This is a genomic window from Halomonas sp. ALS9 (assembly GCF_001651035.1).
GTDB lineage: Bacteria > Pseudomonadota > Gammaproteobacteria > Pseudomonadales > Halomonadaceae > Vreelandella.
This window is the reverse complement of record NZ_LXRG01000054.1, coordinates 94,019-114,405: the sequence shown is the minus strand read 5'-3', so window position 1 is coordinate 114,405 and position 20,387 is coordinate 94,019. Positions and strand designations below refer to the sequence as shown.

Below are 20,387 nucleotides of genomic sequence, written 5' to 3'. Positions count from 1 at the left end.
CGATATAAGTCCGAAATTGCGGGTAGTGAACAGACCTTTTGAATCGCCATAAAGAAGAGCATCTATGTTAGAACACGATCGGCTGATCGCCGCTGAGCCTGAACAGGGAGAGGGGCGCATTGATTACGCGATTCGCCCCAAGCGGCTGGATGATTATATTGGCCAGCCGCGCGTGCGTGAACAGCTGGAAATCTTTATCGGTGCCGCCCGGCTGCGGGAAGAGAGTCTGGATCACACCCTGGTATTTGGCCCCCCAGGGTTAGGTAAAACGACCCTTGCGCATATTATTGCCACCGAGATGGGGGTCGGTATGAAGTCGACTTCCGGCCCGGTACTTGAACGTGCGGGGGATTTAGCCGCCATGCTGACCAACCTAGAGCCTGGCGACGTTCTCTTTATCGATGAAATTCATCGCCTGTCGCCGGTGGTAGAGGAAGTGCTCTATCCGGCTATGGAAGATTTTCAGCTCGATATTATGATAGGCGAAGGGCCGGCAGCACGTTCGATTAAGCTGGATCTTCCCCGCTTTACACTGGTAGGGGCCACCACGCGGGCAGGGCTATTGACCTCTCCATTGCGAGATCGATTTGGTATCGTTCAACGGCTCGAATTTTATAATCTTGAAGAGCTGACGGAAATTGTCTCGCGCTCGGCGCGCCTGTTAGGCGTTGAAACCAGCCACGATGGCGCCATTGAAGTGGCCAGACGTTCAAGGGGCACGCCGCGAATTGCCAACCGATTGCTACGCCGGGTGCGGGATTACGCTGAAATGAAAGGTAATGGCGTCGTCGATGTAGCCATGGCGGATGCGGCGCTCAATATGCTCAACGTGGATCACCACGGTTTGGATCACATGGATCGGCGGCTACTGCTGGCCATGATAGATAAGTTTGACGGTGGGCCAGTGGGTATTGACTCGCTCGCTGCTGCGATCAGTGAAGAGCGTGACACTATCGAAGATGTCATTGAGCCTTATCTTATTCAGCAGGGCTTGATAATGCGTACCCCTCGTGGCCGAGTGGTTACCCGCCAAGCATGGCTGCATTTTGAGCGTGTGCCTCACGAACAGGCAACCGATATGGAAGGAGAGCGCCGTCCGTGAGTCGTTACATCAACGAAGGCTACCGCCTGCCGCTGCGCGTTTATATGGAAGATACTGACGCAGGCGGGATTGTCTACTACGTTAACTACTTGAAGTTTATGGAGCGCGCACGCAGTGAATGGCTTCGCCAGTTGGGCCTGAATCAGCAAACGCTGCTAGACGAAGGTACGCAGCTAGTGGTATACCGCTTGGCCTGTCACTACGCGAAACCGGCTTGCCTAGACGACGCGTTGGAAATTAGTGTTCACGTTACTGACGTTGGACGCTGTCGGATGACATTTGAACAGCAGGTTTGGCGTGGTGAGGAACTCCTTTGCTCTGCCACAGTCGAGATAGCCTGCTTGAGTACCGAGCGTCTACGGCCTAAAGCATGGCCAGCGTCGCTTAATATTCTGACCCAGGCCTCTTAACCAAGAGGTCATTCACTGCGTCGGCAATCCCGACCCTAATAGATTGATGAGGGCACCTGTGAACGATAACACCATGTCCATTCCCCATTTAATAATGAATGCCAGTACGGTAGTGCAACTGGTAATGCTGCTACTGCTGGTGGGGTCGATCCTCTCTTGGGTAGTGATTTTCCAGCGCAGCATTGCGTTGGGCCGTGCCAAGAAAGAGTACAACCAATTTGAGGAGTCTTTTTGGTCTGGTGTCGACCTGAACGAACTATACCGTGAAATCCCAGCCGATGACCCGCGCCACGGCGCTGAACATATTTTTCAAGCTGGTTTCCGCGAATTTAACCGTTTGATGCCTAAGACTCGTGACCCGGATACCGTACTAGAGGGTGTACAGCGCAGCATGCGCGTAGCATGGTCTCGTGAAGAGGATCGCTTAACTCAGCACCTCGTGTTTCTTGCCACCGTTGCCTCTGCTAGCCCCTATATCGGCCTGTTCGGTACCGTGTGGGGCATCATGGGGTCTTTTCAGGCTTTATCATTAACCCAGCAAGCAACCTTGGCTACGGTGGCACCTTGGATTGCCGAAGCCCTGATTGCGACAGCTATGGGTCTATTTGCAGCGATTCCTGCGGTGATTTTCTATAACCGTCTGTCCAACTCGTCTTCTCGCCTGCTCGGCAAATACGAAGACTTTGCCGAAGAGTTCCACGCTATCCTGCACCGCAATTTGCAGGGCCGTGACGGCAAACCGAGCGCCAGCTAAGGGGAGAGAGTCATGCAAGGACCGTTCAATCGTAGTAGTACAAGTAAGCCGATGGCAGAAATTAACGTTGTTCCTTTCATCGACATTATGCTGGTACTGCTGGTGGTCTTTATGATCACCGCGCCGATGCTGACCCAAGGCGTACAAGTTGAGTTGCCGCAAGTCACCTCTCAGCCCATTGAGACACAGGAAGATAATGATCCCATCATTATCTCGGTTAATAGCGACGGTGGTTACTTCATCACGCTGGGGGAAGACTCCACGTCGGTCACGCTGGATGAAATGTCCACGAGAGTGACAACGATTCTTGAGCGACGTCCGGGCACGCCTGTCATGGTACGCGGTGACCGCAATGTGGCTTATGGGCAGATTGTCGTTTTAATGAGTACCCTACAAGGCGCCGGCGTTGCTAATGTGGGGCTGCTTTCTGAGCCGCCGCAAGATGGGTAAGGGCAAGGCGCACATGGCATTGAAACCCTCGCGCGATCCTCAGGATGTCGGCTATAAGTGGCCGACCGTTCTGGCGATAGGCGTGCACGTCGCGATTGTAGTGTTTAGCTTGATCAGCCTACCTAGTCGAGATGCAGAGCCTGATAGCTCTTCGATTGTGCAGGCGACGCTGGTAAGCACCGAAACGTTTACTGATCAGGCACAGCAAGCATTGGAAGAGCAGGCGGCGATGAATGCGCCCGCCGAAGCCCCTACCGAGCCGGAGGCACCGGAAGAGCCCTCAGCTAGTGAAGAACCGTCAGCTAGTGAACAGCAGACTGCTGCAGAGCAACAAGCGGCAGAAGAGGCAGCCCAGCAGGCGGCGGAAGCCGAGGCACAGGCATTAGAAGAAGCACGTGCAGCCGCGGAGGCTGAGGCACAGCGTCGTGCTGAAGAAGCGGCTGCCCAGGCTGAGCAACAGGCGGCTGAAGCGGCTGAACGTGAAGCCGAAGCGGAAGCGGCGGCGCAGCGCCAACGTGAAGTGGAAGAGGCGCAACGCCAACAGGAAGCCGCAGAGCAACAGCAACGCGAAGAGGCCGAAGCACAGCGCCAACGTGAAGCCGAAGAGCAGCAGCGCCGGGAGGCGGAAGAAGCTGAACGCCAGCGTGCAGCGGCAGAACAACAGCAGCGCGAAGAAGCTGAAGCTGCACGTCAGCGTGAAGCCGAAGAACAGCGCCTTCGTGAGCAAGAAGCGGCTCAGCGAGAGCGAGAGGCAGAAGCACAGCGCCAACGTGAAGCCGAAGAGCAGCAGCGTCGCGAAGCAGAAGCTGAGCGCCAACGCGAAGCCGCGGAAGCTGCAGAGGCGGCCATGCAACGCCAGTTGGCCGGTGAAGCCGAAGCCGCTGCTAATGCCCAGCAAGCTGAGCAGGCGGCCAATAGCTTTATTAATATTGTTCGTCGTGCTGTTGAGCAGGCGTGGGTGATTCCGCCCGGTGCAAGTGATGCGATGAGTGCTACGCTACAGGTACGGTTAGGACCATCAGGAGAAGTATTGGCAACGTCGATTGTGACATCAAGTGGCGATAGTGCTTTTGACCGGTCTGTGATGCAGGCTGTGGAACATGCTGCACCGTTTGGTGAATTGCGAGATTTGCCAGCCGATCAGCAGCGTAATTTACGTCAGTTTAATCTGCGATTTACCCCGGGAGATGTTCGCTGATGCAAAGCTTGAGCAAAGTGTGGTTGTTCTGTGTACTGCTGCTTGTCAGCAGTGTGGCAAGTGCTAACTTAACCATTGAGATCACGCGAGGCAGCGATCAAGCGCTGCCTATAGGGGTAGTGCCGTTCGCCGGTTCAGACGGCCTGCCCGAAGATGTCGCACAAATTGTTCAAGATGACCTTGAACGCAGTGGCTATTTTGCTCCCTTAGCGCGTAGTGCTATGTTTGAGCAACCGAGTCAAGCTGACGATGTGCAGTTCGGTACTTGGCGTTCGCTGGATGTGCGCTATCTAGTGGTCGGCAGGGCAGCACAAACTGACGGCGGCTTTGAACTACAGTTCGAACTGATGGATATCAGCGGCCAGCGCCGGATGATCGGTGAAACCGTTACAGTAAGGGGTAATGACCTGCGGGGTGCTGCTCACTATATTAGTGATCAAATCTTTGAAGAGATTACTGATATTCGTGGTGCTTTCTCAACTAAGATTGCCTATGTCACTGCACAGGGTATTGGTGACAATATGCAGTTTGGTCTTTACGTTGCCGACGCCGATGGTCGCCGTAGTGAGCAGGTGTTGACCTCTGATGAACCAATCATGTCGCCAACGTGGTCACCTGATGGTACTAAGATCGCCTATGTCTCCTTTGAGACTGAGCGTCCAGCGATCTATATTCAGGATGTGGCGACGGGTCAGCGCGTGCAAGCAACCTCGTTTGATGGCATTAATGGCGCGCCAGCATGGTCGCCAGATGGACGGCGTATCGCTATGTCGCTGTCTAAAGATGGCCAGCCGGAAATTTATATTATGGATGTTGCCAACCGTTCAGTAGAACGCATTACCAATAACAACAGCATTGATACGGAACCCGCTTGGGCGCCGGATGGACGCAGCCTGTTGTTTACTTCCGATCGTAGCGGCGGCCCCCAGTTATACCAATACACATTGGGGGGCGGAGAGGCTAAGCGTCTAACATTTACCGGTAATTACAACGCGCGCGGGCGCTATTCGCCTGATGGCGAGCAGATTTTCTTGATTCACCGCTCTAGCCGTGGATACCAAGTGGCAAGGCAAGATGTAAGCGGTGATCGCTTAGTGGTATTGAGTGAATCAACAAGAGATGAATCTCCTAGTGTTGCGCCGAACGGGACCATGGTAATCTTCGCTACCCAGCAGGGTAACAGTGGGGTGCTAAGTGCTGTTTCTGCCGATGGCCGTTCTTCATTCAGGCTGCCGTCAGCACAAGGCGATGTCCGTGATCCAGCTTGGTCACCCTTCTTAAATTGATCAACTCAATTGATTAATATCGAAATTTTAGTTTTCAGGCAAGGAGTCTGATTATGCAACTCAAACCGTTGGCTCGCTCATTAGCAGCAGCGCTATCTATCGTAGTAATCGCTGGCTGTTCCAGCACCGGCGGAACCCAAGACGGTGACTCGTACGGCAGCCAGGATGGCAGCACTACTGGTTCCAGCACCTCGGGTACAGGCACGGGTAGTCAGTATGGTTCAACTTCTGGTTCAGGTTCAGGTGCGGGCCAGCAAGCTGATTCGCGCATTCCAGAAGTGCGCACAATCTATTTCGATTACGATCGCGATACGATTAAGAGCGAGTACGAATCCGTTGTAATGGCTCATGCGCGCTACTTGCGTGCCAATCCAAGTGCCCAAGTGGTTCTTCACGGACATACAGATGAGCGCGGCACTCGTGAATACAACATGGCGCTAGGTGAGCGTCGTGCCGGTGCAGTAGAGCGATTCCTGAATATTCAGGGTGTCTCTTCTTCACAAATGAGTGTAGTTAGTTATGGCGAAGAGCGTCCGGCCGTTAATGGTCAAGGCGAGAGCGCCTACGCTCAGAACCGTCGTGTTGTGTTTAACTACTGAGCATTCACTATTTAGTGTTTAACCACTGATGAATCCGGCGTGCGGCTAACCGCACGCCGTTTACGTCTCCGGAGTCATCATGAATCACAGTCTCAAGCGTTACGTTGAGAGGCTGTGCGGTGCGGGAGCCATAGCGCTCCCGCTATCCGTATTGTCGCTAACGGCCACCGCTCAACAGCCGCTCGTTCAAGACCTTTCCAACTCTTCCAACAGCAGCTTCTATCAGCAGACGCAGCGACAGGAAGCGTCCAGCGGTAACCTGGTACTGTTTAACCAGGTACAGGAGCACCAGCAGGAAATCCAGCAACTACGTGGTCAGATAGAAGAGCTGCGTCACCAGCTGGAGCAGCTGCGTCGCCAATCTCAGCAGCAGTACCTCGATATTGAAGATCGCCTGATGAGCAGCGGCCCAACCCAGATTGAGCAGTCAACGCCCGCGGTAGAGCCAGAAGCCGCCGAGGAAGTTGTCAATGCTCCCTCTAGCCGCAATGTCAGCGAGGACGCACAAGCCGATTACCAAGCGGCCTTCGCACATGTGCAGGCGCGCCGATTTGACGAAGCCATTGCGGCCTTTGAAGCCTTTGTTACCGATCACCCTGATACTAGCCTAACGGCTAATGGTCACTACTGGCTGGGTGAATTATACGCTGCAGAAGGCGAGCTGGATCCCGCTGATCAGGCGTTTAGCCGGGTGATAGAGGAGTATAGCGGCAGCAGCAAAGTGCCGGATGCGATTTATAAGTTAGGCTTAGTAAAAGCGCGCAAAGGAGAAGCTGAGCGTAGCCGAGAGTTACTTGAACAAGTGCGTGACGACTACCCGCAAAGCAGTGCCGCAGGCCTTGCCAATGACTTTTTACGTCAGTCAGCAAGTTAATATTTTTTGATCTATTTTTGCTTCAGGGAATCAGCATGAGCTGCAAGATCGACTATCAACCAGCGCCCAACCTATTGGAAAATCGCATCGTGTTGGTAACCGGCGCAGGGGATGGAATTGGCCGTGCGGCAGCGCTGAGCTACGCCCAGCACGGAGCAACGGTGATCCTATTGGGGCGCACCATTGCCAAGCTAGAGCGCGTTTATGATGAAATCGAAGCGGCCGGGGGCCCCCAACCAGCGATTTTTCCGCTCAACTTTGAAGGCGCCACGCTAAAAGATTTTCATGATATGGCGGAAACGTTGGATAAAGAGTTTGGTCGCTTGGATGGATTGCTGCATAACGCGGGGTTGTTAGGCCGCATCACTCCCTTTGAGCAATATAATCCCGAGCTTTGGCAGCAGGTCATGCAGGTCAATATTAATGGGCCTATCTGGATGACTCAGGCGTTATTGCCTTTGCTGCAAGCGTCTGACGATGCGTCGGTTATTTTCACCTCATCCAGCGTTGGTCGCAAAGGTCGCGCCTATTGGGGTGCTTACTCAGTCTCTAAGTTTGCTACCGAAGGCTTTGTTGAGGTGCTTGCCGACGAGTTGGACAATCAGTCCAATATCCGGGTTAACTCGCTTAACCCAGGGGCGACACGTACCCAAATGCGGCGTACCGCATTTCCCGGTGAAGACCCTTTCATGTTACGCACCCCGGAAGACATTATGCCTACCTACTTATGGCTTATGGGGCCAGACAGTGCAGGCACCAACGGTCAAAAGCTTGATGCCCAACCGCCCCGGGTATAAACGCTGAGATGTCGATGTGCTCGGTAGCTAACGTTTAAACGCGTCGAGGGCATCGACGAGTGCTTCGCACTCTCCAAACCATAAATCAGCAGGCCACCGCTGGTAGTCATCTTCTTCGCTAATATAACCATAGCCCACTGCTACAGCAGTCATGCCTGCGGCTACGGCGGCCTCGATATCACGCGCATGGTCGCCGATATACCAGCACTTTTCAGGTTCAACACCTAGGCGACGAGCCGCTTCCCAAAGCGGCTCTGGCGCCGGTTTTTTAACGCTCAAATCATCCGCACACAGCAGGGCGCCGGGCTGAAGGGCCAGTGCATCCAATAGCGGTAAGGTATAGCGGCGTGGTTTATTGGTCACAATACCCCAGGGCCGTTGGTCGCTGTCCCACTCTTTAAGCCAAACATCAAGAGGTGAGAAAACCCGGCTGTGTACAGCGACCGCCTGCTCATAGGCATCGAGTAAAAACTGACGCGCTTGGGTATGTCCCTCTGCTGTGGCTTCTAACCCTAGTGCTAGTGTAACCAGCGCACTACCGCCATTAGAGACCTGACGCCTAATCACTGAAAAGGGGAGCGGGTCTAAGCCATGATGAACACGCAGCGCATTGGTTGCCTGGGCTAAATCTGGAGCAGTATCGATCAGGGTGCCATCTAGATCGAAGAGGATCGCTTGAGGCGCTTGCATCGGCATTTAATCGCTCACCTTGCGGCAGTACATCATGTAGTTAACCGAAACGTCATGGCTAACCAAGCGGTAGTGGCGGGTTACCGGGTTGTAGGTTAGACCTGTTTGCTCACGTACTTCTAAGCCACTGTTACGGGCCCAGGCGGCCATTTCTGAAGGGCGAATAAATTTAGCGTAGTTATGAGTACCCCGAGGGAGCAGTCTCAGCACATACTCGGCGCCTAAGATGGCAAAAGCGTAGGACTTGGCGGTGCGATTTAGTGTTGAGAAAAACACATACCCACCTGGGCGAACCAAGGCACTGCAGGCACGAATGACGGATGCCGGGTCAGGTACATGCTCAAGCATTTCCATACAGGTCACCGCATCGTAAAAGCCGGGCTTTTGAGCTGCCATGGCTTCTACACTGATGTGCTGATAATCAACCTCAATGCCGCGCTCTTCCGCGTGGAGCCTGGCTACCGCTAACGGCGCTTCACCAAGGTCAATGCCGGTGACTTTAGCCCCGCGGTTGGCCATTGATTCGCTCAAAATGCCGCCACCACAGCCCACATCCAACACTTTTTTCCCCGCCAGGCCCGCGCGCGCATCAATAAAATCGAGGCGCAAAGGGTTAATTTCATGGAGCGGTTTAAATTCTCCCTGCGGATCCCACCAGCGGCTAGCGAGCGCTTCAAATTTAGCGACTTCGGCTGCATCGACATTGCCTTGATAGTGGCCAGCAGTGCTATCCTGTGGTGTCGCTTGCATGTTGTGACTCCCATTGTCATTGAGCATTAAGCGAAAAATTGACGCTTAATCACTGGTTATTATCCATTTGTGCTCGTTATCGTCCATTGGCGAGGTGGCATCCATCCACGCCTTCAGTATTATGGACATTCTAACCACTCCTGTGTCGGAACGCATGAAAAGGACCTCTATATGATTCGCAAGGCCGTACTTCCTGTTGCTGGGTTTGGCACCCGCTGCTTGCCGGCTTCGAAGGCTATTCCCAAGGAGATGATTACGATTGTCGATAGGCCAGTCATTCAATATGTCGTTGAAGAAGCCATTGCCGCGGGTATTCGCGAGATTGTGCTGGTCACTAGTAGCAATAAAAGTGCTATAGAAAACCACTTCGATACCCACGCAGAATTGGAAGCCAGCCTGGAAGCGAAAGGTAAACACGAACTTTTGCAGATGTTGCGCAACTTAGTGCCTGACGACGTCAGTATTATCAGCATACGTCAGGGGGTACCGCTGGGGTTGGGCCATGCGGTGCTATGCGCCCGACCGATCATTGGCGACGATGAGCCTTTTGCAGTGCTGCTTCCGGATGTATTGGTCGATAACAGTACCAATTCTGCAACAGATTTAGCTGGCATGTTAGCGGCCTATGAACAACAGCAAACGGCGCAGCTGATGGTGGAAGAAGTTGCTTGGGAGCAAGTTGAAAAATATGGCATCGTAGCGCCAGCCGGTGATGTGCCCGCACCTAATCAATCGGTAGATTTAGCGGGTATGGTGGAAAAACCTAAGCGAGATGCGGCGCCCTCAAATCTAGCGGTAATAGGTCGTTATGCGCTGCCAGGGCATATTTTTCCTATTTTAGCCGCTACACAGCCCGGTGCTGGTGGTGAAATTCAGCTTACTGACGCGCTAGAAACGCTGCGCGAGCAATCGGGTGTCCAGGCATATCGTATGCAGGGCTCTACCTACGATTGCGGTCAGCCGCTGGGCTACCTAGAAGCCACGCTCGCCTACGCGCGTCGCCATCCTGAGTTCGGCGAGGGTTTCAAAGCCTTGCTATCACGTTACCACCAAGGAGAGTAACCCATGCGGGTGTTACTTTACGGTAGCGAATTAAGCGCAGCGACGGCAGCGGCTGCGCTAGCCTGGGTGGGCCATCAGGTGCAGTGGTTGCCTCATTCCGATGCTCCCTGGTCAGCTCTTTCTCAGGTAGATTGGCTACGTAGCGAACCTCAACTGATGGCCCATTTGGAGCAGGGCTTGGCGGAGGGAACTCTCCAGGTCATTGAACAGCTTAAAGATGCAGCCATACCTGAAGTGATCTGGCTGGCGTTATCGCCCGCACAGCGCAGTTCGGCCAGCGCTCTGGTTGAAAATCCGCTATTAGCTGATCAGCAGGGCATCGTACTTATCAATAACTCAACCTTTCCGGTCGGCGAGACTGAGCGGCTACATGCGTTGATGGGGCCGCAGCACACCAGCGTGGCACTTCCTGATACGTTGGAAGAGGGCCGTGCGTGGGACTCGTTTACTCGTCCAACTAGGCGGCTGCTAGGTTGTGATAATACGACAGGTGAGCAGGTGACCAGAGAGCTGCTACGCGCCTTTAATCGGCGTAGCGAGGTATTTCAGTGTATGCCGCGCCGCGCCGCAGAGCTCACCAAGCTGGCGATTAACGGCATGCTTGCTACGCGCATCAGTTATATGAATGAAATTGCGGGCTTGGCTGATACCCTGGGTGTGGATGTCGAACATGTTAGACAGGGCATGGGTGCTGACTCGCGCATTGGTTTTGAATACCTGTACCCCGGGTGTGGATTTGGCGGGCCTAACTTCTCGCGTGACTTGATGCGCTTGGCCGATGTCCAACTACAAAGTGGCCGTTATTCAGCGCTGCTTGAACAGGTGATGGATATTAACGAGCAGAAGAAAGAGACCCTGTTCCGCAAGCTGTGGGCTCACTTTGCTGGTGAGATAGCAGGTAAAACCGTAGCAATTTGGGGCGCTGCGTTTAAACCTGGTACTGCGCGTATTGATCATGCCCCGGTATTAACATTGCTGGAGGCACTTTGGGCGCAAGGGGTTAAGGTTCAGCTCCACGACCCAGCGGCGGTGCCCGCTCTCCACGCCTTGGTTGGCGAGCGTGACGACCTGCGTACCTATACTCATGACCCCTACCAAGCTTGTGAGGGCGCCGATGTGCTAATGCTGGTTACCGAATGGAAAACGTATTGGAACCCTGACTGGCACCGACTCGGCTCGCTATTAAACGCTAAACTCGTATTAGATGGGCGCAATATTTACGACCCTGAGTTTGTTGCCAGCTGTGGATTAATGTACCGAGGTATTGGCCGTCGTGCCGACCCGAAGACTCTTTGAGGAATTGTCATGCCAGACGCCACCGGATCCTCTCGTATTGTGCCCGATGTGGATCAAAGCTTGACAGCGCAACATCTACGCCACCGAAAGGGGCCGACGCTATGGCCGTTATGGCTATGTTTGCTACTGATCATCGCGCTATTGGGCACGGCGGCAGTTGGACTTTGGTACGAACGTGAACGACTTTTAGATGAGCTTCACCGGGTGAGTGGTGAAGTTTCCAATGTGCATGCCCGCTTGGATTCGGATGACACGGATGTACAAGATGCGATAACCTTTGTACAAGCTCGGATGTCGACTCTTTTCCAAGAGCAGGAGCAGCTCTCTATGTCGTTGGCCGATACCCGAGAAGAGTTGTACGGTTTGCTCACCATGAATGAGGACATGGTCTCCACTGATTCGGTCAACTCGCTGTTGCAGCAGCTGGCCCAGCTTAGGGAGCAGGCTGAGTTACGTGACCAACAGCTGATGGCGGTAAGGGAATCGCTTGATGCGCTGGAACAAACGGGAACGTCAGGTCGTCAAAATCTGGTTGAAGAAGTTGCTCACTTAGAGCAATTGAGTGAACAGCGCCTTTCAGCGCTGGATAGCCAGATAAATAGAGTCAGCAGTGCATGGGAGGAGCAGTTGGCAGCGCAAAAAGCCGCGATTGAGGCCCGCTTTGATGAGCTGGAAACATCCTTTGCAGAGTCTGTCGCAGATAGAGAAGCGCCAGTGGGGCAGGAAGCCCTAGAAACATTGGAACAAGAGTGGTCTCAACGCCTGAATTCGCTGGAAAGCGATGTGCGCCAAGTGCGTCAGGCACAGCTTGCCTTCAGTGCCCAGCTAGAGATGTTGCGCTAACGAATTGTGTCGAGTGTATGTATGCGACTGCTTAATCTTTGACATGCTAATGCGTTGAAATGTTTAGGTGATGAAGCCGCTGATTTAGGTTGGGATAAAAATGTATGGGAAGACAACGGCGATGGACATCAGCCACAGGACGCACGTTTTTTGCCGTGCTACCTCTGTTATGCATATCACATGGCGCATGGGCGTTAGAGGCGACTATCAAGGGCGTTTCCGATGAGGTTGAAGGCAATATCCAAGCCTATTTACAGAATATCGATGCAGCGCAATATACTGAAGTGCGTTTAGAAGGTGAAATTCGCCGACGCACCCAGGAAGCCATGCGTGTATATGGCTATTACGAGCCTGAAATAACCCTTGAACGCGCCACTGATAAGCGCGTATGGCTTGAGATCGCACCTGGCCCCCAGATTAAAGTTGAAATTCTGTCAATCAATGTGGAAGGCGATGCGAGCGAGGATCCTCCTTTTCAACAGGCCGTAGAAGGCTTTCCCTTGAAAGAGGGAGATGTCTTGCGGCACGCCCCTTGGGATAGGCTGAGTAGTCAATTTTCTGGACTGGCCATCGAACGTGGTTACTTTGACTGGGGGTTTACCGATAGGCGCATGGAAGTACGCCCATATCTTCAGAGCGCGCGCCTGTATATGGATTTTGACAGTGGGCCTCGCTACCAATTTGGCGAAACATCAATAACCGGTAGCCATATTGAGCTAGACCGGTTGCGTCGCATGCAGCCTTTTGAGCAGGGTGACCCTTATTTGGCGCAAACCTTAGCAGAATATAACCAATCGCTTGCGGAAACCGGCTGGTTTAGTTCTGTATCGGTGCGTCCGCGTCTTGAAACAGCTCAAGAATTAACCATCGCTCCTTCTGGTGGAGGTGACCCCTGGTGGAGTGAAGCTACTGCATCGCAACCCGAACGCCCACGTTTGAGCAGCGCAGCACTTGCCAGCGCGCTGCGTGTTAATAAGCGCGATGATACCCAGCTACCTATCGACATTAGTGTTGAACCTGCTGACCGTCATCAGTTCGAAGTAGGTCTTGGCTATGCCACCGATGTGGGGCCGCGACTGCGCTTTGGTTGGGAGCAGCCGTGGATAAACCGCTATGGCCATAGCCTTGATCATGATCTCTATTTATCTGCCCCGGAGCAGCGTTTTACTGGGATGTATAACGTGCCCCTCGAGAACCCCCTTCGCGATAGCTACCGACTTCAATATGGAATCCGGAATGTCGACGATAGCGATACTCAGTCACTAGAAGGCACCGTCGAGCTGGCTCGGCGATGGCAGTTCGATAACGACTGGGTTCAAACGCTCTATTTCCGCACAACCTATGAGGATTTCGAACAGGGTGGTGAAGCAGATCAGGTGTGGCTATTCTACCCAGGCATTCAGTGGTCACGCACGCGAACACGCCCTCAACGCTTCCCTTTATGGGGTGATCGCCAGCAGCTCTCTTTAGAGTACTCGGATACCGTCTGGGGATCAGATGCGAAATTTGCTCGCATTACCGGCGATACGGAGTGGATCCGTATGATTGGTAATGATAACCGCTTCTTGGCACGCATCAGTTTAGGGGCCATTGAAACCGATGACTTTGCCAAAATACCGCCATCGCTGCGCTTTTTTGCGGGCGGTGACCGCAGTGTACGCGGCTACTCCTATGAGAGCTTATCCCCCCGCAACGACGAGGGCAGACTGCGCGGCGGTCAACAAATGCTCACCTCAACCCTTGAGTATCAGCGCCGCGTGACGGGGAGTTGGTGGGGGGCCACTTTCGTGGATAACGGCGACGCCTTTGATAACTGGGGCCCCAATGATTTGAAAACCGGTGCCGGGGTCGGGGTTCGCTGGGTCTCGCCGGTGGGGCCGATTCGTTTTGACATTGCCCATCCCTTAGACCACGAAGACGATTGGCGTTTGCACTTTTCCATCGGCCCGGAATTCTAGGAGAGAGACTTGTCGCAGGTTGAACCAGCTACATCTGATAAACGCCGTATGTTGTCTCCCAAATATCGCGCTTGGCTTCTACTCTGGAGCCTTATACGTCTTATTATTGTGCTGCCCATTTGGCTATTCGGCATTGCGGCGTTAGTGGTTGGGATAGTGTTATCTCCTTGGGGCACTGGGATACTGCTCTCGCAGGGTGAGCAGCGTGATGTATTCTCCTACGCCCATCATGAAGGCGGCTTACTAGACCATTTTCAGCTCGAGGGTTTTCAACTGCAGCTGGGAGAAACCCGCATAAGCGTGGATGAGTTTGAACTCCAGTGGGCGAATGACTGTGTGCTTTCTGGGCGCTTATGTATCGACACACTGCGTGTGGTGGGCGCCGATGTTCGACTAGGTTCACCCAGCGAGCAGGCGCCACCTCCCGAGGAGGGGGCGCCGCTGGCTATTCGCTTTCCTTTTCCCATCGAACTGCGTTCGCTACTACTGGACGATGTCAGCCTGCGGTTAGCCGATGGTACCGAGGTAGCGTGGCAATCTTTAAGCTCGGCGGCCATTGCTGAAGGCAATCAAGTGCGCTTTTCGCCAACGCACCTGGAGCAGCCCCGCGTCTATTTACCCCCATCGCCGGGGATCCGGCTAACGCAGGGTATACAAACGCCGCTTGATGCCGCCTCCATTGATGCCGCTATATTGCTCAACCAGCCGCAACAAGAGGCAGTAGCGGCAGTTGAGCCGCTTGAAGAGCAGTTCGAAACACGCGAGCGCCTGGAATTACCCGAAATTACGCTCCCGGTCGATATTCAGCTACCTGAATTTACCCTCAACGATTTTCGGCTGGAAGGGGCTGCCGAGTACCGCGTGGAGCGATTGCGGCTTGGGCTACTAACCGAGGGCAATAACGTTGAGTTAACCGAGCTTTCCGTGGTTACCCCGGATGCTGAGGCTGAGTTAACGGCTAACGCAACCTTAAGCGGTAACTATCCACTCGATGCCCGCTTAGACGTAGCGTTGTTTTTGCCTGAGATTTATCCTCAACTTAGTGGCGAGACGTTAACGTTAACGCTGTCTGGCACACTGGATGCACTTGAAGCGCAGTTGGAGGCATCTGGTGCAGTCAATGCGTCACTAAGCGGTCAAGTCGACGCGCTAGCACCAACGCTACCGTTTCAACTACAGTTGCAAAGCGATCAAGTCCAGTGGCCGCTGCCTGCAAGCGAAACTGACAGCAGCGTTGAGCGTATAGATGACAGCAGCGAAGAAGAGACTACCCAAGGCGATGGCGATGTTGCCCCTGCCCCCTATATAGTTGATGACCTGAGTCTACAAATAACCGGAAACCTTAGCGATTATAGCGCGCAACTTGCTATGGCGGTTGAGGGCCCCAGCCTGCCGCGTACGCAAATTAACGTCGACGGAGAGGGTGATCTTGAGCAGTTTAGCTGGCAACCTCTCACCCTCGTGGTCGACGAAAGCTCCCTGCGCAGCGAAGGCAATATCAGTTGGGTAGCACCGCTACAGGTCAACACGACCATTCGTTTAGATCAGTTTAATCCGGCCCACTTCGTCGATCAGCTAGAGGGCGATTTAAACGGCGACATTGAGCTTAGGCTCCGCCAGCAAGGGGATCTGTGGGCCATTAGCGTGCCCAACTTAGCGATCGACGGTGAACTGCGCGACTACCCGTTAACTCTGCAAGCGGCCTTTGACGCTAACAGCAACCTGGAACTGGATATTGACGAACTGCTGTTCACCCAAGGTGATAATCGCTTACAAGCAGCGGGGCAAATCAGTGAACAGGCTATGTCGTTAAATGCTGATATTGCACTGCGTCAGCTGCAAACCCTCTCGCCAGACTTGGCGGGCACTATCGTGGGTACGCTAGAGGCGAGCGGCAGTTTTAACCAGCCCCAAGTACTCGCCAATTTACAGGGCGATGGCGTACGTTTTGGCGATAACCGCGTTGAGCGGTTAACGCTGGATGCCAATGTACAGGGCATCGATGACCCTACCCTCGACGTCCAACTGGTGTTACAAAACGTCAATGCTGGTGGGCAGTCGCTGGCAAACATTGAGGCCAACCTTGCAGGACGTCTCTCTGAGCATCAGCTTGAGTTGAGCGCCCAAGGCGCCAATAACAGTTCTCTCAGCCGTGCGCAGCTAGCCTTGAATGGCCGTTTTGACCAGCAAAGCCAGCTGTATCAAGCACGTGTAACACCGTTGGAGGTTGACTCTGAGGCGGGGGATATTCGCCTTGAAGCGCCTCTCGACCTGCGCTACAACCTGACTAATGGCGCGGCGCGCTTGTCGCCGTTCTGCCTGCGCCGTGAGCAGGGCGGGCTGGTCTGTTCAGAAGAGGAAATCATTGCCTCTGCGCAGCAAGGCAATGCTGTGCTTTCGGTGCGTGAAGTGCCAATGGAAATGCTGGAGCCTTTTTTGCCAGAAGAGTGGCAGTTAGAGGGAGATACAACGGCGGATGTTGTCGTCAACTGGCGTCAGGGCGGTGCCCAGTGGCAGGCAGATCTACGAATTCTCAGTGAATTGGCGATTACCGCCGTTAATGATTATGGCCAACCTGTCTCACTGCCTGAGATTAATTTAGATGCTCAGATTGAAGCCACCCAAGCCCAGGCAAATGCCAATGTATCGCTCTCGCTTGCCGAGGCGGGAGACCTCAACTTAGATCTGTCGGTTAACGACCCATTAGGGGCAGGCGCATTATCAGGAGAGCTGCGCGCAACCAATGTGTCGCTGCAACCCTATCGGCCCATGTTGGTGGGAATGGATCGATTGGAAGGCGGTCTTAGCGGCAGCGTGCAAATTTCCGGATCGACTGCTCAGCCTGATTTACAGGGTCAGCTTGGGCTACGGGGTATTGGCGTAAGTGGCCCGGATATTCCAGTCGATATTCAAGATGGTGAACTGGTGGTCTCTTTCGACGGCGAGCAGGGGGATATTGATGGCTATCTGGCCGCTGAGCGCGGGCGTTTAGATATTACCGGTGATGCCTATTGGCCAAGCGGCGATGATTGGCGTGTTGGTGTTGACCTGAATGCAGTACAAGCGCCTATCCTGGTCGTGCTGCCCCAGTTCGGTCGGCTTGAGGTAGCTCCTAATATCCGTATCCGAGTTACGCCGGAAAGGCTGCAAGTGAGGGGGGATGTCAATTTACCCTGGGCACGTCTTGAAATTGGCGATATGCCCTCGTCGGCCGTCACCCCGAGTGGCGACGAAATAATTATTACCGAGCGTGACGATCGCCAGGCGGAAATAGAGGCCCAACGTGCGGCAGCCAATGGGGATGGCCCCAGCGCTGCAGATGAACTTGCCGCTACTGGCATGGCTATTGATGTGCTGGTGACCTTAACGTTGGGACGCGATATGCAAATTTCAGCCTACGGTCTTGAGTCCGGATTAGGCGGTGCGCTGGAAATTCGCCAAAGCAGTGGGGCGTTGCAGCTGTTCGGCGATGTTAATTTAGTCGATGGTCGTTTCCAAGCATTCGGTCAAGACTTGGTTATTCGCCGCGGCGAACTGCTGTTTAGCGGGCCTCCGGGGCTACCTACGCTCGATTTCGAGGCCATTCGCAATCCTGACGTGACCGAAGATGATGTCATCGCGGGCTTACGGGTAACAGGCAGCGCCGAAGCACCGAATGTACTGATCTTTTCTGAACCGGCAATGGATGAATCCCGTGCGCTCTCTTACCTGTTACGGGGGCGCGCACCGGATGCCTCAGGTGGCGGTATGGATAGTGCACTGACAACCGCGCTGATAGGCATGTCATTAGGGCGAACCGGTGGCGCGGTGGGCTCCATTGGTGAGGCCTTCGGCATTGACGATTTAACCCTGGATACCGCCGGAGCCGGTGACGACAGCCAAGTCGCTGTCAGCGGCCAACTTACCGACGATCTCAGGATCAGTTACGGCGTGGGAATTTTCTCGCCGATTGCCGAACTAACACTACGTTACACCCTATGGCGTAACCTTTACGTACAGGCCGTATCGGGTACCAGCCAAGCGGTGGATTTGATCTACACCTTTACCCGTTCCGGTAATCCTGAAATCATTCAGCAGCAATAAGTGAGGGCGAAATGTCATTGTTTTCAAATACGTTTTCAAATACGAATTCAAGTGCTAGCCGTATGTTGCCGGGGCGCGATGCCCCGATACAGACAAGCGATGTCCACACCATTAACGGCCATTCGCTACACCCACCATTCCCAGAAGGACATGAGGAGATCGTGCTGGGTATGGGCTGCTTCTGGGGCGTTGAGCGTCTGTTTTGGCAGTTGCCCGGAGTCTTCGTCACTGCGGCAGGTTATGCCGGTGGCGAGACGCCTAACCCCACCTACGATGAGACATGCACGGGGCGTACTGGCCACACCGAAGTGGTGCGGGTAATTTATGACCCTAAGCAAGTCGATCTTGAAACGCTGTTGCAGGTCTTTTGGGAACAGCACGATCCAACCCAGGGAAATCGCCAGGGTAACGATATTGGCTCTCAGTACCGTTCTGCCATTTTTACCACCCACCAAGCGCAGCAAGCAGCAGCAGAGCAGAGCGCGGCTACCTATCAGCAGGCGCTCGACAAAGCGGGTAAGGGGGCGATCACCACTGAGATTAAACCGCTGGAAACGTTTTATTACGCAGAGGCTTATCATCAGCAGTACCTTGATAAAAATCCCAATGGCTACTGCGGCTTGAAAGGCACTGGCGTCACTTGCCCCATCGGTTGACAGCGTTTTTTTATTCTCAATTACAGAACCATCATAGGAAGCCACTATGCCGCAACGACATCGTTTGAAGAGGGCTTCCCCACACGCCGCGGTGGTCAGCGCCTTAGCGTTACTGCTGTGCACGCCACAGGCTTGGTCTGGAGAGGAGGTAAGTGTGTTAACTATGCCGCAGGCTGTTAGCGACACGCCCTTTGCAAGCGAACGCGAAGCCGTGATTTGGCGTCGCGAGGAGCTCAAAGATATTGAAAGCCTGGTGCGTCAGCTGCGCTTTGACCTGGTTAACAACCAGGATTTTGAAGCCGCCTCGCCGCGCTTACTTGAGCTGCAGGAGCGCGCCAGTGCCCAACGTTTACTGCCTGCGTTTATTGAAAGCACCCACGGCAGTGGATCCGAAGCGAAGGCCTCTATTTGGGAAGAGTGGGACGATTTCGCCGCCGGTTTTACCGACCTTGAGGATAAAATCACTCACTTGATTGACGTCGCCGAACAACAGAATCCCCGTGACACTGCACGCGCGCTTTCAGAGGTAGGCGCGAGCTGCAAGAGCTGTCATCGTGCCTACCGCTACGACTAGCGTAGCGGTAGGTCTTAGATAAGTTTTGGAGAATAGCTCTTGGAGAATAGCTACTTGAAAAGTAGACGCAGGGAAGGGCGCCTAGTCGCCTTGCTGGATGCGGTCAATGCGGTAAAGTGTTTCCACTTGTTCTAGGCCACTGACGGTGCAGTTCAGGTCTTTAACACGACCATCGCTTAATCCATAGACCCAGCCATGCACGGAGATCTGCTGACCACGCTGCCAAGCGCGCTGCAAAATCTTGGTGCGGCATAAACTATTCACCTGGGCTTTAACGTTGAGCTCGCACATGCGATCGATTTGATCCTCAAGCGGGAGATGATCCAGCGAGCTCCGGTGGTGGTTATACTGTTCGCGCACCGAATGTAGCCAGTAATCCACCACGCCGCATTCACCGCCCATCATAGCGGCCTTAATGCCCCCACAACCATAGTGACCGACAACCATGATATGGCTGACTTTAAGAACATCCACCGCAAACTGAACCACCGAGAGGGCATTCATATCGGTATGGTGAAGCAGGTTGGCGACGTTACGATGGACGAAAACCTCTCCAGGCGGGAGAGCGATAATTTGGTTCGCAGGCACTCGGCTGTCGGAGCAGCCAATCCATAAATAATCCGGGTTTTGCTGGTTCGAGAGGCGTTTAAAGTAGTCGGGGTCTTCTTCGCACATGCGCTCAGCCCAGGCGCGATTATTATCGAGTAGTGTGGCTATAGGGTCAGACATAGCGTCTCCAGTAAGGTTGAGGGGGCAAATGGCTGGTAGGTAAACGAAATATCAAACCCTACTCAGTATAAAATTAGTCACTGTCTAAGCTATGAGCTAGTACAAATATTCGCCAGTACAAAATAGCAGAGGAAGGTTTTAACCTCCCTAGGCGGTCAGGTCAACTGCCGCACTAAGGTGATGGGCATTACGACTATTGATTGATACAAATCCTAGCTATCTATACAAATCTTAACTATTTATACAAATCTTAACTATTTATACAAATTTTAACTC

19 protein-coding genes are annotated in these 20,387 nt (G+C 53.7%); 16 read left to right on the top strand and 3 right to left on the bottom strand.

Translation table 11 applies throughout. The annotated features are described in order from the left end of the window. Nucleotides 1-64 precede the first annotated feature (64 nt). The 9 genes from ruvB (at nt 65) to A6R74_RS02070 (ending at nt 7,470) form a co-directional block, all read left to right on the top strand. Nucleotides 65-1,102, top strand: coding sequence for a Holliday junction branch migration DNA helicase RuvB (gene ruvB / locus A6R74_RS02110; RefSeq protein WP_064232821.1), 1,038 nt, complete (start codon nt 65-67; stop codon nt 1,100-1,102). After that, the gene (gene ybgC, locus A6R74_RS02105) at nt 1,099-1,512 is read left to right on the top strand and encodes a tol-pal system-associated acyl-CoA thioesterase (protein ID WP_082906555.1); all 414 of its coding nucleotides are present in this window, start codon (nt 1,099-1,101) and stop codon (nt 1,510-1,512) included. Before ruvB ends, ybgC begins: the two co-directional genes overlap by 4 nt. A gap of 58 nt (nt 1,513-1,570) precedes the next feature. Next, nucleotides 1,571-2,266: a protein TolQ gene (gene tolQ / locus A6R74_RS02100; protein ID WP_007114222.1), complete on the top strand. Its 696-nt coding sequence runs from the start codon at nt 1,571-1,573 to the stop codon at nt 2,264-2,266. 12 nt (nt 2,267-2,278) lie between these two features. Continuing rightward, complete coding sequence (gene tolR, locus A6R74_RS02095; protein WP_064232820.1) at nt 2,279-2,716, top strand: protein TolR; 438 nt, start codon at nt 2,279-2,281, stop codon at nt 2,714-2,716. A gap of 13 nt (nt 2,717-2,729) precedes the next feature. Then, the gene (gene tolA / locus A6R74_RS02090) at nt 2,730-3,914 is read left to right on the top strand and encodes a cell envelope integrity protein TolA (RefSeq protein WP_121499344.1); all 1,185 of its coding nucleotides are present in this window, start codon (nt 2,730-2,732) and stop codon (nt 3,912-3,914) included. Next, nucleotides 3,914-5,200 carry a Tol-Pal system beta propeller repeat protein TolB gene (tolB, locus tag A6R74_RS02085; protein WP_064232819.1) on the top strand — a complete coding sequence of 429 codons (1,287 nt, stop codon included), beginning with the start codon at nt 3,914-3,916 and terminating at the stop codon, nt 5,198-5,200. The genes tolA and tolB overlap by 1 nt, the downstream gene beginning before the upstream one ends. Before the next feature lie 53 nt (nt 5,201-5,253). Continuing rightward, nucleotides 5,254-5,799, top strand: a complete 546-nt coding sequence (pal, locus tag A6R74_RS02080; RefSeq protein ID WP_064232818.1) for a peptidoglycan-associated lipoprotein Pal — start codon at nt 5,254-5,256, stop codon at nt 5,797-5,799. Nucleotides 5,800-5,878: 79 nt separating this feature from the next. Beyond that, nucleotides 5,879-6,673 (top strand): tol-pal system protein YbgF, encoded by a 795-nt coding sequence (ybgF, locus tag A6R74_RS02075; protein ID WP_064232817.1) that lies wholly within the window; start codon nt 5,879-5,881, stop codon nt 6,671-6,673. A gap of 35 nt (nt 6,674-6,708) precedes the next feature. Then, a complete protein-coding gene (locus A6R74_RS02070) occupies nt 6,709-7,470 on the top strand; it encodes a YciK family oxidoreductase (protein ID WP_064232816.1) in 762 nt (253 codons plus the stop codon). A 27-nt stretch (nt 7,471-7,497) separates the two neighbouring features. Here A6R74_RS02070 and A6R74_RS02065 read toward each other — a convergent pair whose 3' ends face one another. Together A6R74_RS02065 and ubiG are read right to left on the bottom strand one after the other, a co-directional pair. Then, entirely contained in the window at nt 7,498-8,166 is a 669-nt protein-coding gene (locus A6R74_RS02065; RefSeq protein WP_064232815.1) for an HAD-IA family hydrolase, read from the bottom strand. Next, nucleotides 8,167-8,910: a bifunctional 2-polyprenyl-6-hydroxyphenol methylase/3-demethylubiquinol 3-O-methyltransferase UbiG gene (gene ubiG / locus A6R74_RS02060; RefSeq protein ID WP_064232814.1), complete on the bottom strand. Its 744-nt coding sequence runs from the start codon at nt 8,908-8,910 to the stop codon at nt 8,167-8,169. A 171-nt stretch (nt 8,911-9,081) separates the two neighbouring features. Between ubiG and galU the strand changes: the two genes are divergently transcribed. The 7 genes from galU to A6R74_RS02025 all read left to right on the top strand — a co-directional run bounded on the left by galU (nt 9,082) and on the right by A6R74_RS02025 (nt 19,382). Further along, complete coding sequence (gene galU, locus A6R74_RS02055; protein WP_064232813.1) at nt 9,082-9,972, top strand: UTP--glucose-1-phosphate uridylyltransferase GalU; 891 nt, start codon at nt 9,082-9,084, stop codon at nt 9,970-9,972. 3 nt (nt 9,973-9,975) lie between these two features. After that, nucleotides 9,976-11,268: a nucleotide sugar dehydrogenase gene (locus tag A6R74_RS02050; RefSeq protein ID WP_064232812.1), complete on the top strand. Its 1,293-nt coding sequence runs from the start codon at nt 9,976-9,978 to the stop codon at nt 11,266-11,268. Nucleotides 11,269-11,277: 9 nt separating this feature from the next. Beyond that, on the top strand, nt 11,278-12,111 hold the full coding sequence (locus A6R74_RS02045; protein ID WP_064232811.1) for a hypothetical protein: 834 nt from the start codon (nt 11,278-11,280) through the stop codon (nt 12,109-12,111). A gap of 104 nt (nt 12,112-12,215) precedes the next feature. After that, nucleotides 12,216-14,069, top strand: coding sequence for an autotransporter assembly complex protein TamA (tamA, locus tag A6R74_RS02040; RefSeq protein WP_064232810.1), 1,854 nt, complete (start codon nt 12,216-12,218; stop codon nt 14,067-14,069). A 9-nt stretch (nt 14,070-14,078) separates the two neighbouring features. Next, complete coding sequence (tamB, locus tag A6R74_RS02035; protein WP_082906554.1) at nt 14,079-18,152, top strand: autotransporter assembly complex protein TamB; 4,074 nt, start codon at nt 14,079-14,081, stop codon at nt 18,150-18,152. A gap of 11 nt (nt 18,153-18,163) precedes the next feature. Continuing rightward, entirely contained in the window at nt 18,164-18,808 is a 645-nt protein-coding gene (gene msrA / locus A6R74_RS02030; protein ID WP_064232809.1) for a peptide-methionine (S)-S-oxide reductase MsrA, read from the top strand. Between the two features lie 46 nt (nt 18,809-18,854). Next, nucleotides 18,855-19,382 carry a c-type cytochrome gene (locus tag A6R74_RS02025; protein WP_064232808.1) on the top strand — a complete coding sequence of 176 codons (528 nt, stop codon included), beginning with the start codon at nt 18,855-18,857 and terminating at the stop codon, nt 19,380-19,382. Nucleotides 19,383-19,463: 81 nt separating this feature from the next. Here A6R74_RS02025 and can read toward each other — a convergent pair whose 3' ends face one another. Next, nucleotides 19,464-20,111, bottom strand: a complete 648-nt coding sequence (gene can, locus A6R74_RS02020; protein WP_064232807.1) for a carbonate dehydratase — start codon at nt 20,109-20,111, stop codon at nt 19,464-19,466. Nucleotides 20,112-20,387: the final 276 nt, after the last annotated feature.

Excerpts from the sequence above, each read along its gene's own strand:
- ruvB (WP_064232821.1), top strand. The coding sequence starts at position 65 with ATGTTAGAACACGATCGGCTGATCGCCGCTGAGCCTGAACAGGGAGAG.
- tolR (WP_064232820.1), top strand. The coding sequence starts at position 2,279 with ATGCAAGGACCGTTCAATCGTAGTAGTACAAGTAAGCCGATGGCAGAA.
- tolA (WP_121499344.1), top strand. The coding sequence starts at position 2,730 with ATGGCATTGAAACCCTCGCGCGATCCTCAGGATGTCGGCTATAAGTGG.
- tolB (WP_064232819.1), top strand. The coding sequence starts at position 3,914 with ATGCAAAGCTTGAGCAAAGTGTGGTTGTTCTGTGTACTGCTGCTTGTC.
- pal (WP_064232818.1), top strand. The coding sequence starts at position 5,254 with ATGCAACTCAAACCGTTGGCTCGCTCATTAGCAGCAGCGCTATCTATC.
- ybgF (WP_064232817.1), top strand. The coding sequence starts at position 5,879 with ATGAATCACAGTCTCAAGCGTTACGTTGAGAGGCTGTGCGGTGCGGGA.
- A6R74_RS02070 (WP_064232816.1), top strand. The coding sequence starts at position 6,709 with ATGAGCTGCAAGATCGACTATCAACCAGCGCCCAACCTATTGGAAAAT.
- A6R74_RS02065 (WP_064232815.1), bottom strand. The coding sequence starts at position 8,166 with ATGCCGATGCAAGCGCCTCAAGCGATCCTCTTCGATCTAGATGGCACC.
- ubiG (WP_064232814.1), bottom strand. The coding sequence starts at position 8,910 with ATGCAAGCGACACCACAGGATAGCACTGCTGGCCACTATCAAGGCAAT.
- galU (WP_064232813.1), top strand. The coding sequence starts at position 9,082 with ATGATTCGCAAGGCCGTACTTCCTGTTGCTGGGTTTGGCACCCGCTGC.
- A6R74_RS02050 (WP_064232812.1), top strand. The coding sequence starts at position 9,976 with ATGCGGGTGTTACTTTACGGTAGCGAATTAAGCGCAGCGACGGCAGCG.
- A6R74_RS02045 (WP_064232811.1), top strand. The coding sequence starts at position 11,278 with ATGCCAGACGCCACCGGATCCTCTCGTATTGTGCCCGATGTGGATCAA.
- tamA (WP_064232810.1), top strand. The coding sequence starts at position 12,216 with ATGGGAAGACAACGGCGATGGACATCAGCCACAGGACGCACGTTTTTT.
- msrA (WP_064232809.1), top strand. The coding sequence starts at position 18,164 with ATGTCATTGTTTTCAAATACGTTTTCAAATACGAATTCAAGTGCTAGC.
- A6R74_RS02025 (WP_064232808.1), top strand. The coding sequence starts at position 18,855 with ATGCCGCAACGACATCGTTTGAAGAGGGCTTCCCCACACGCCGCGGTG.
- can (WP_064232807.1), bottom strand. The coding sequence starts at position 20,111 with ATGTCTGACCCTATAGCCACACTACTCGATAATAATCGCGCCTGGGCT.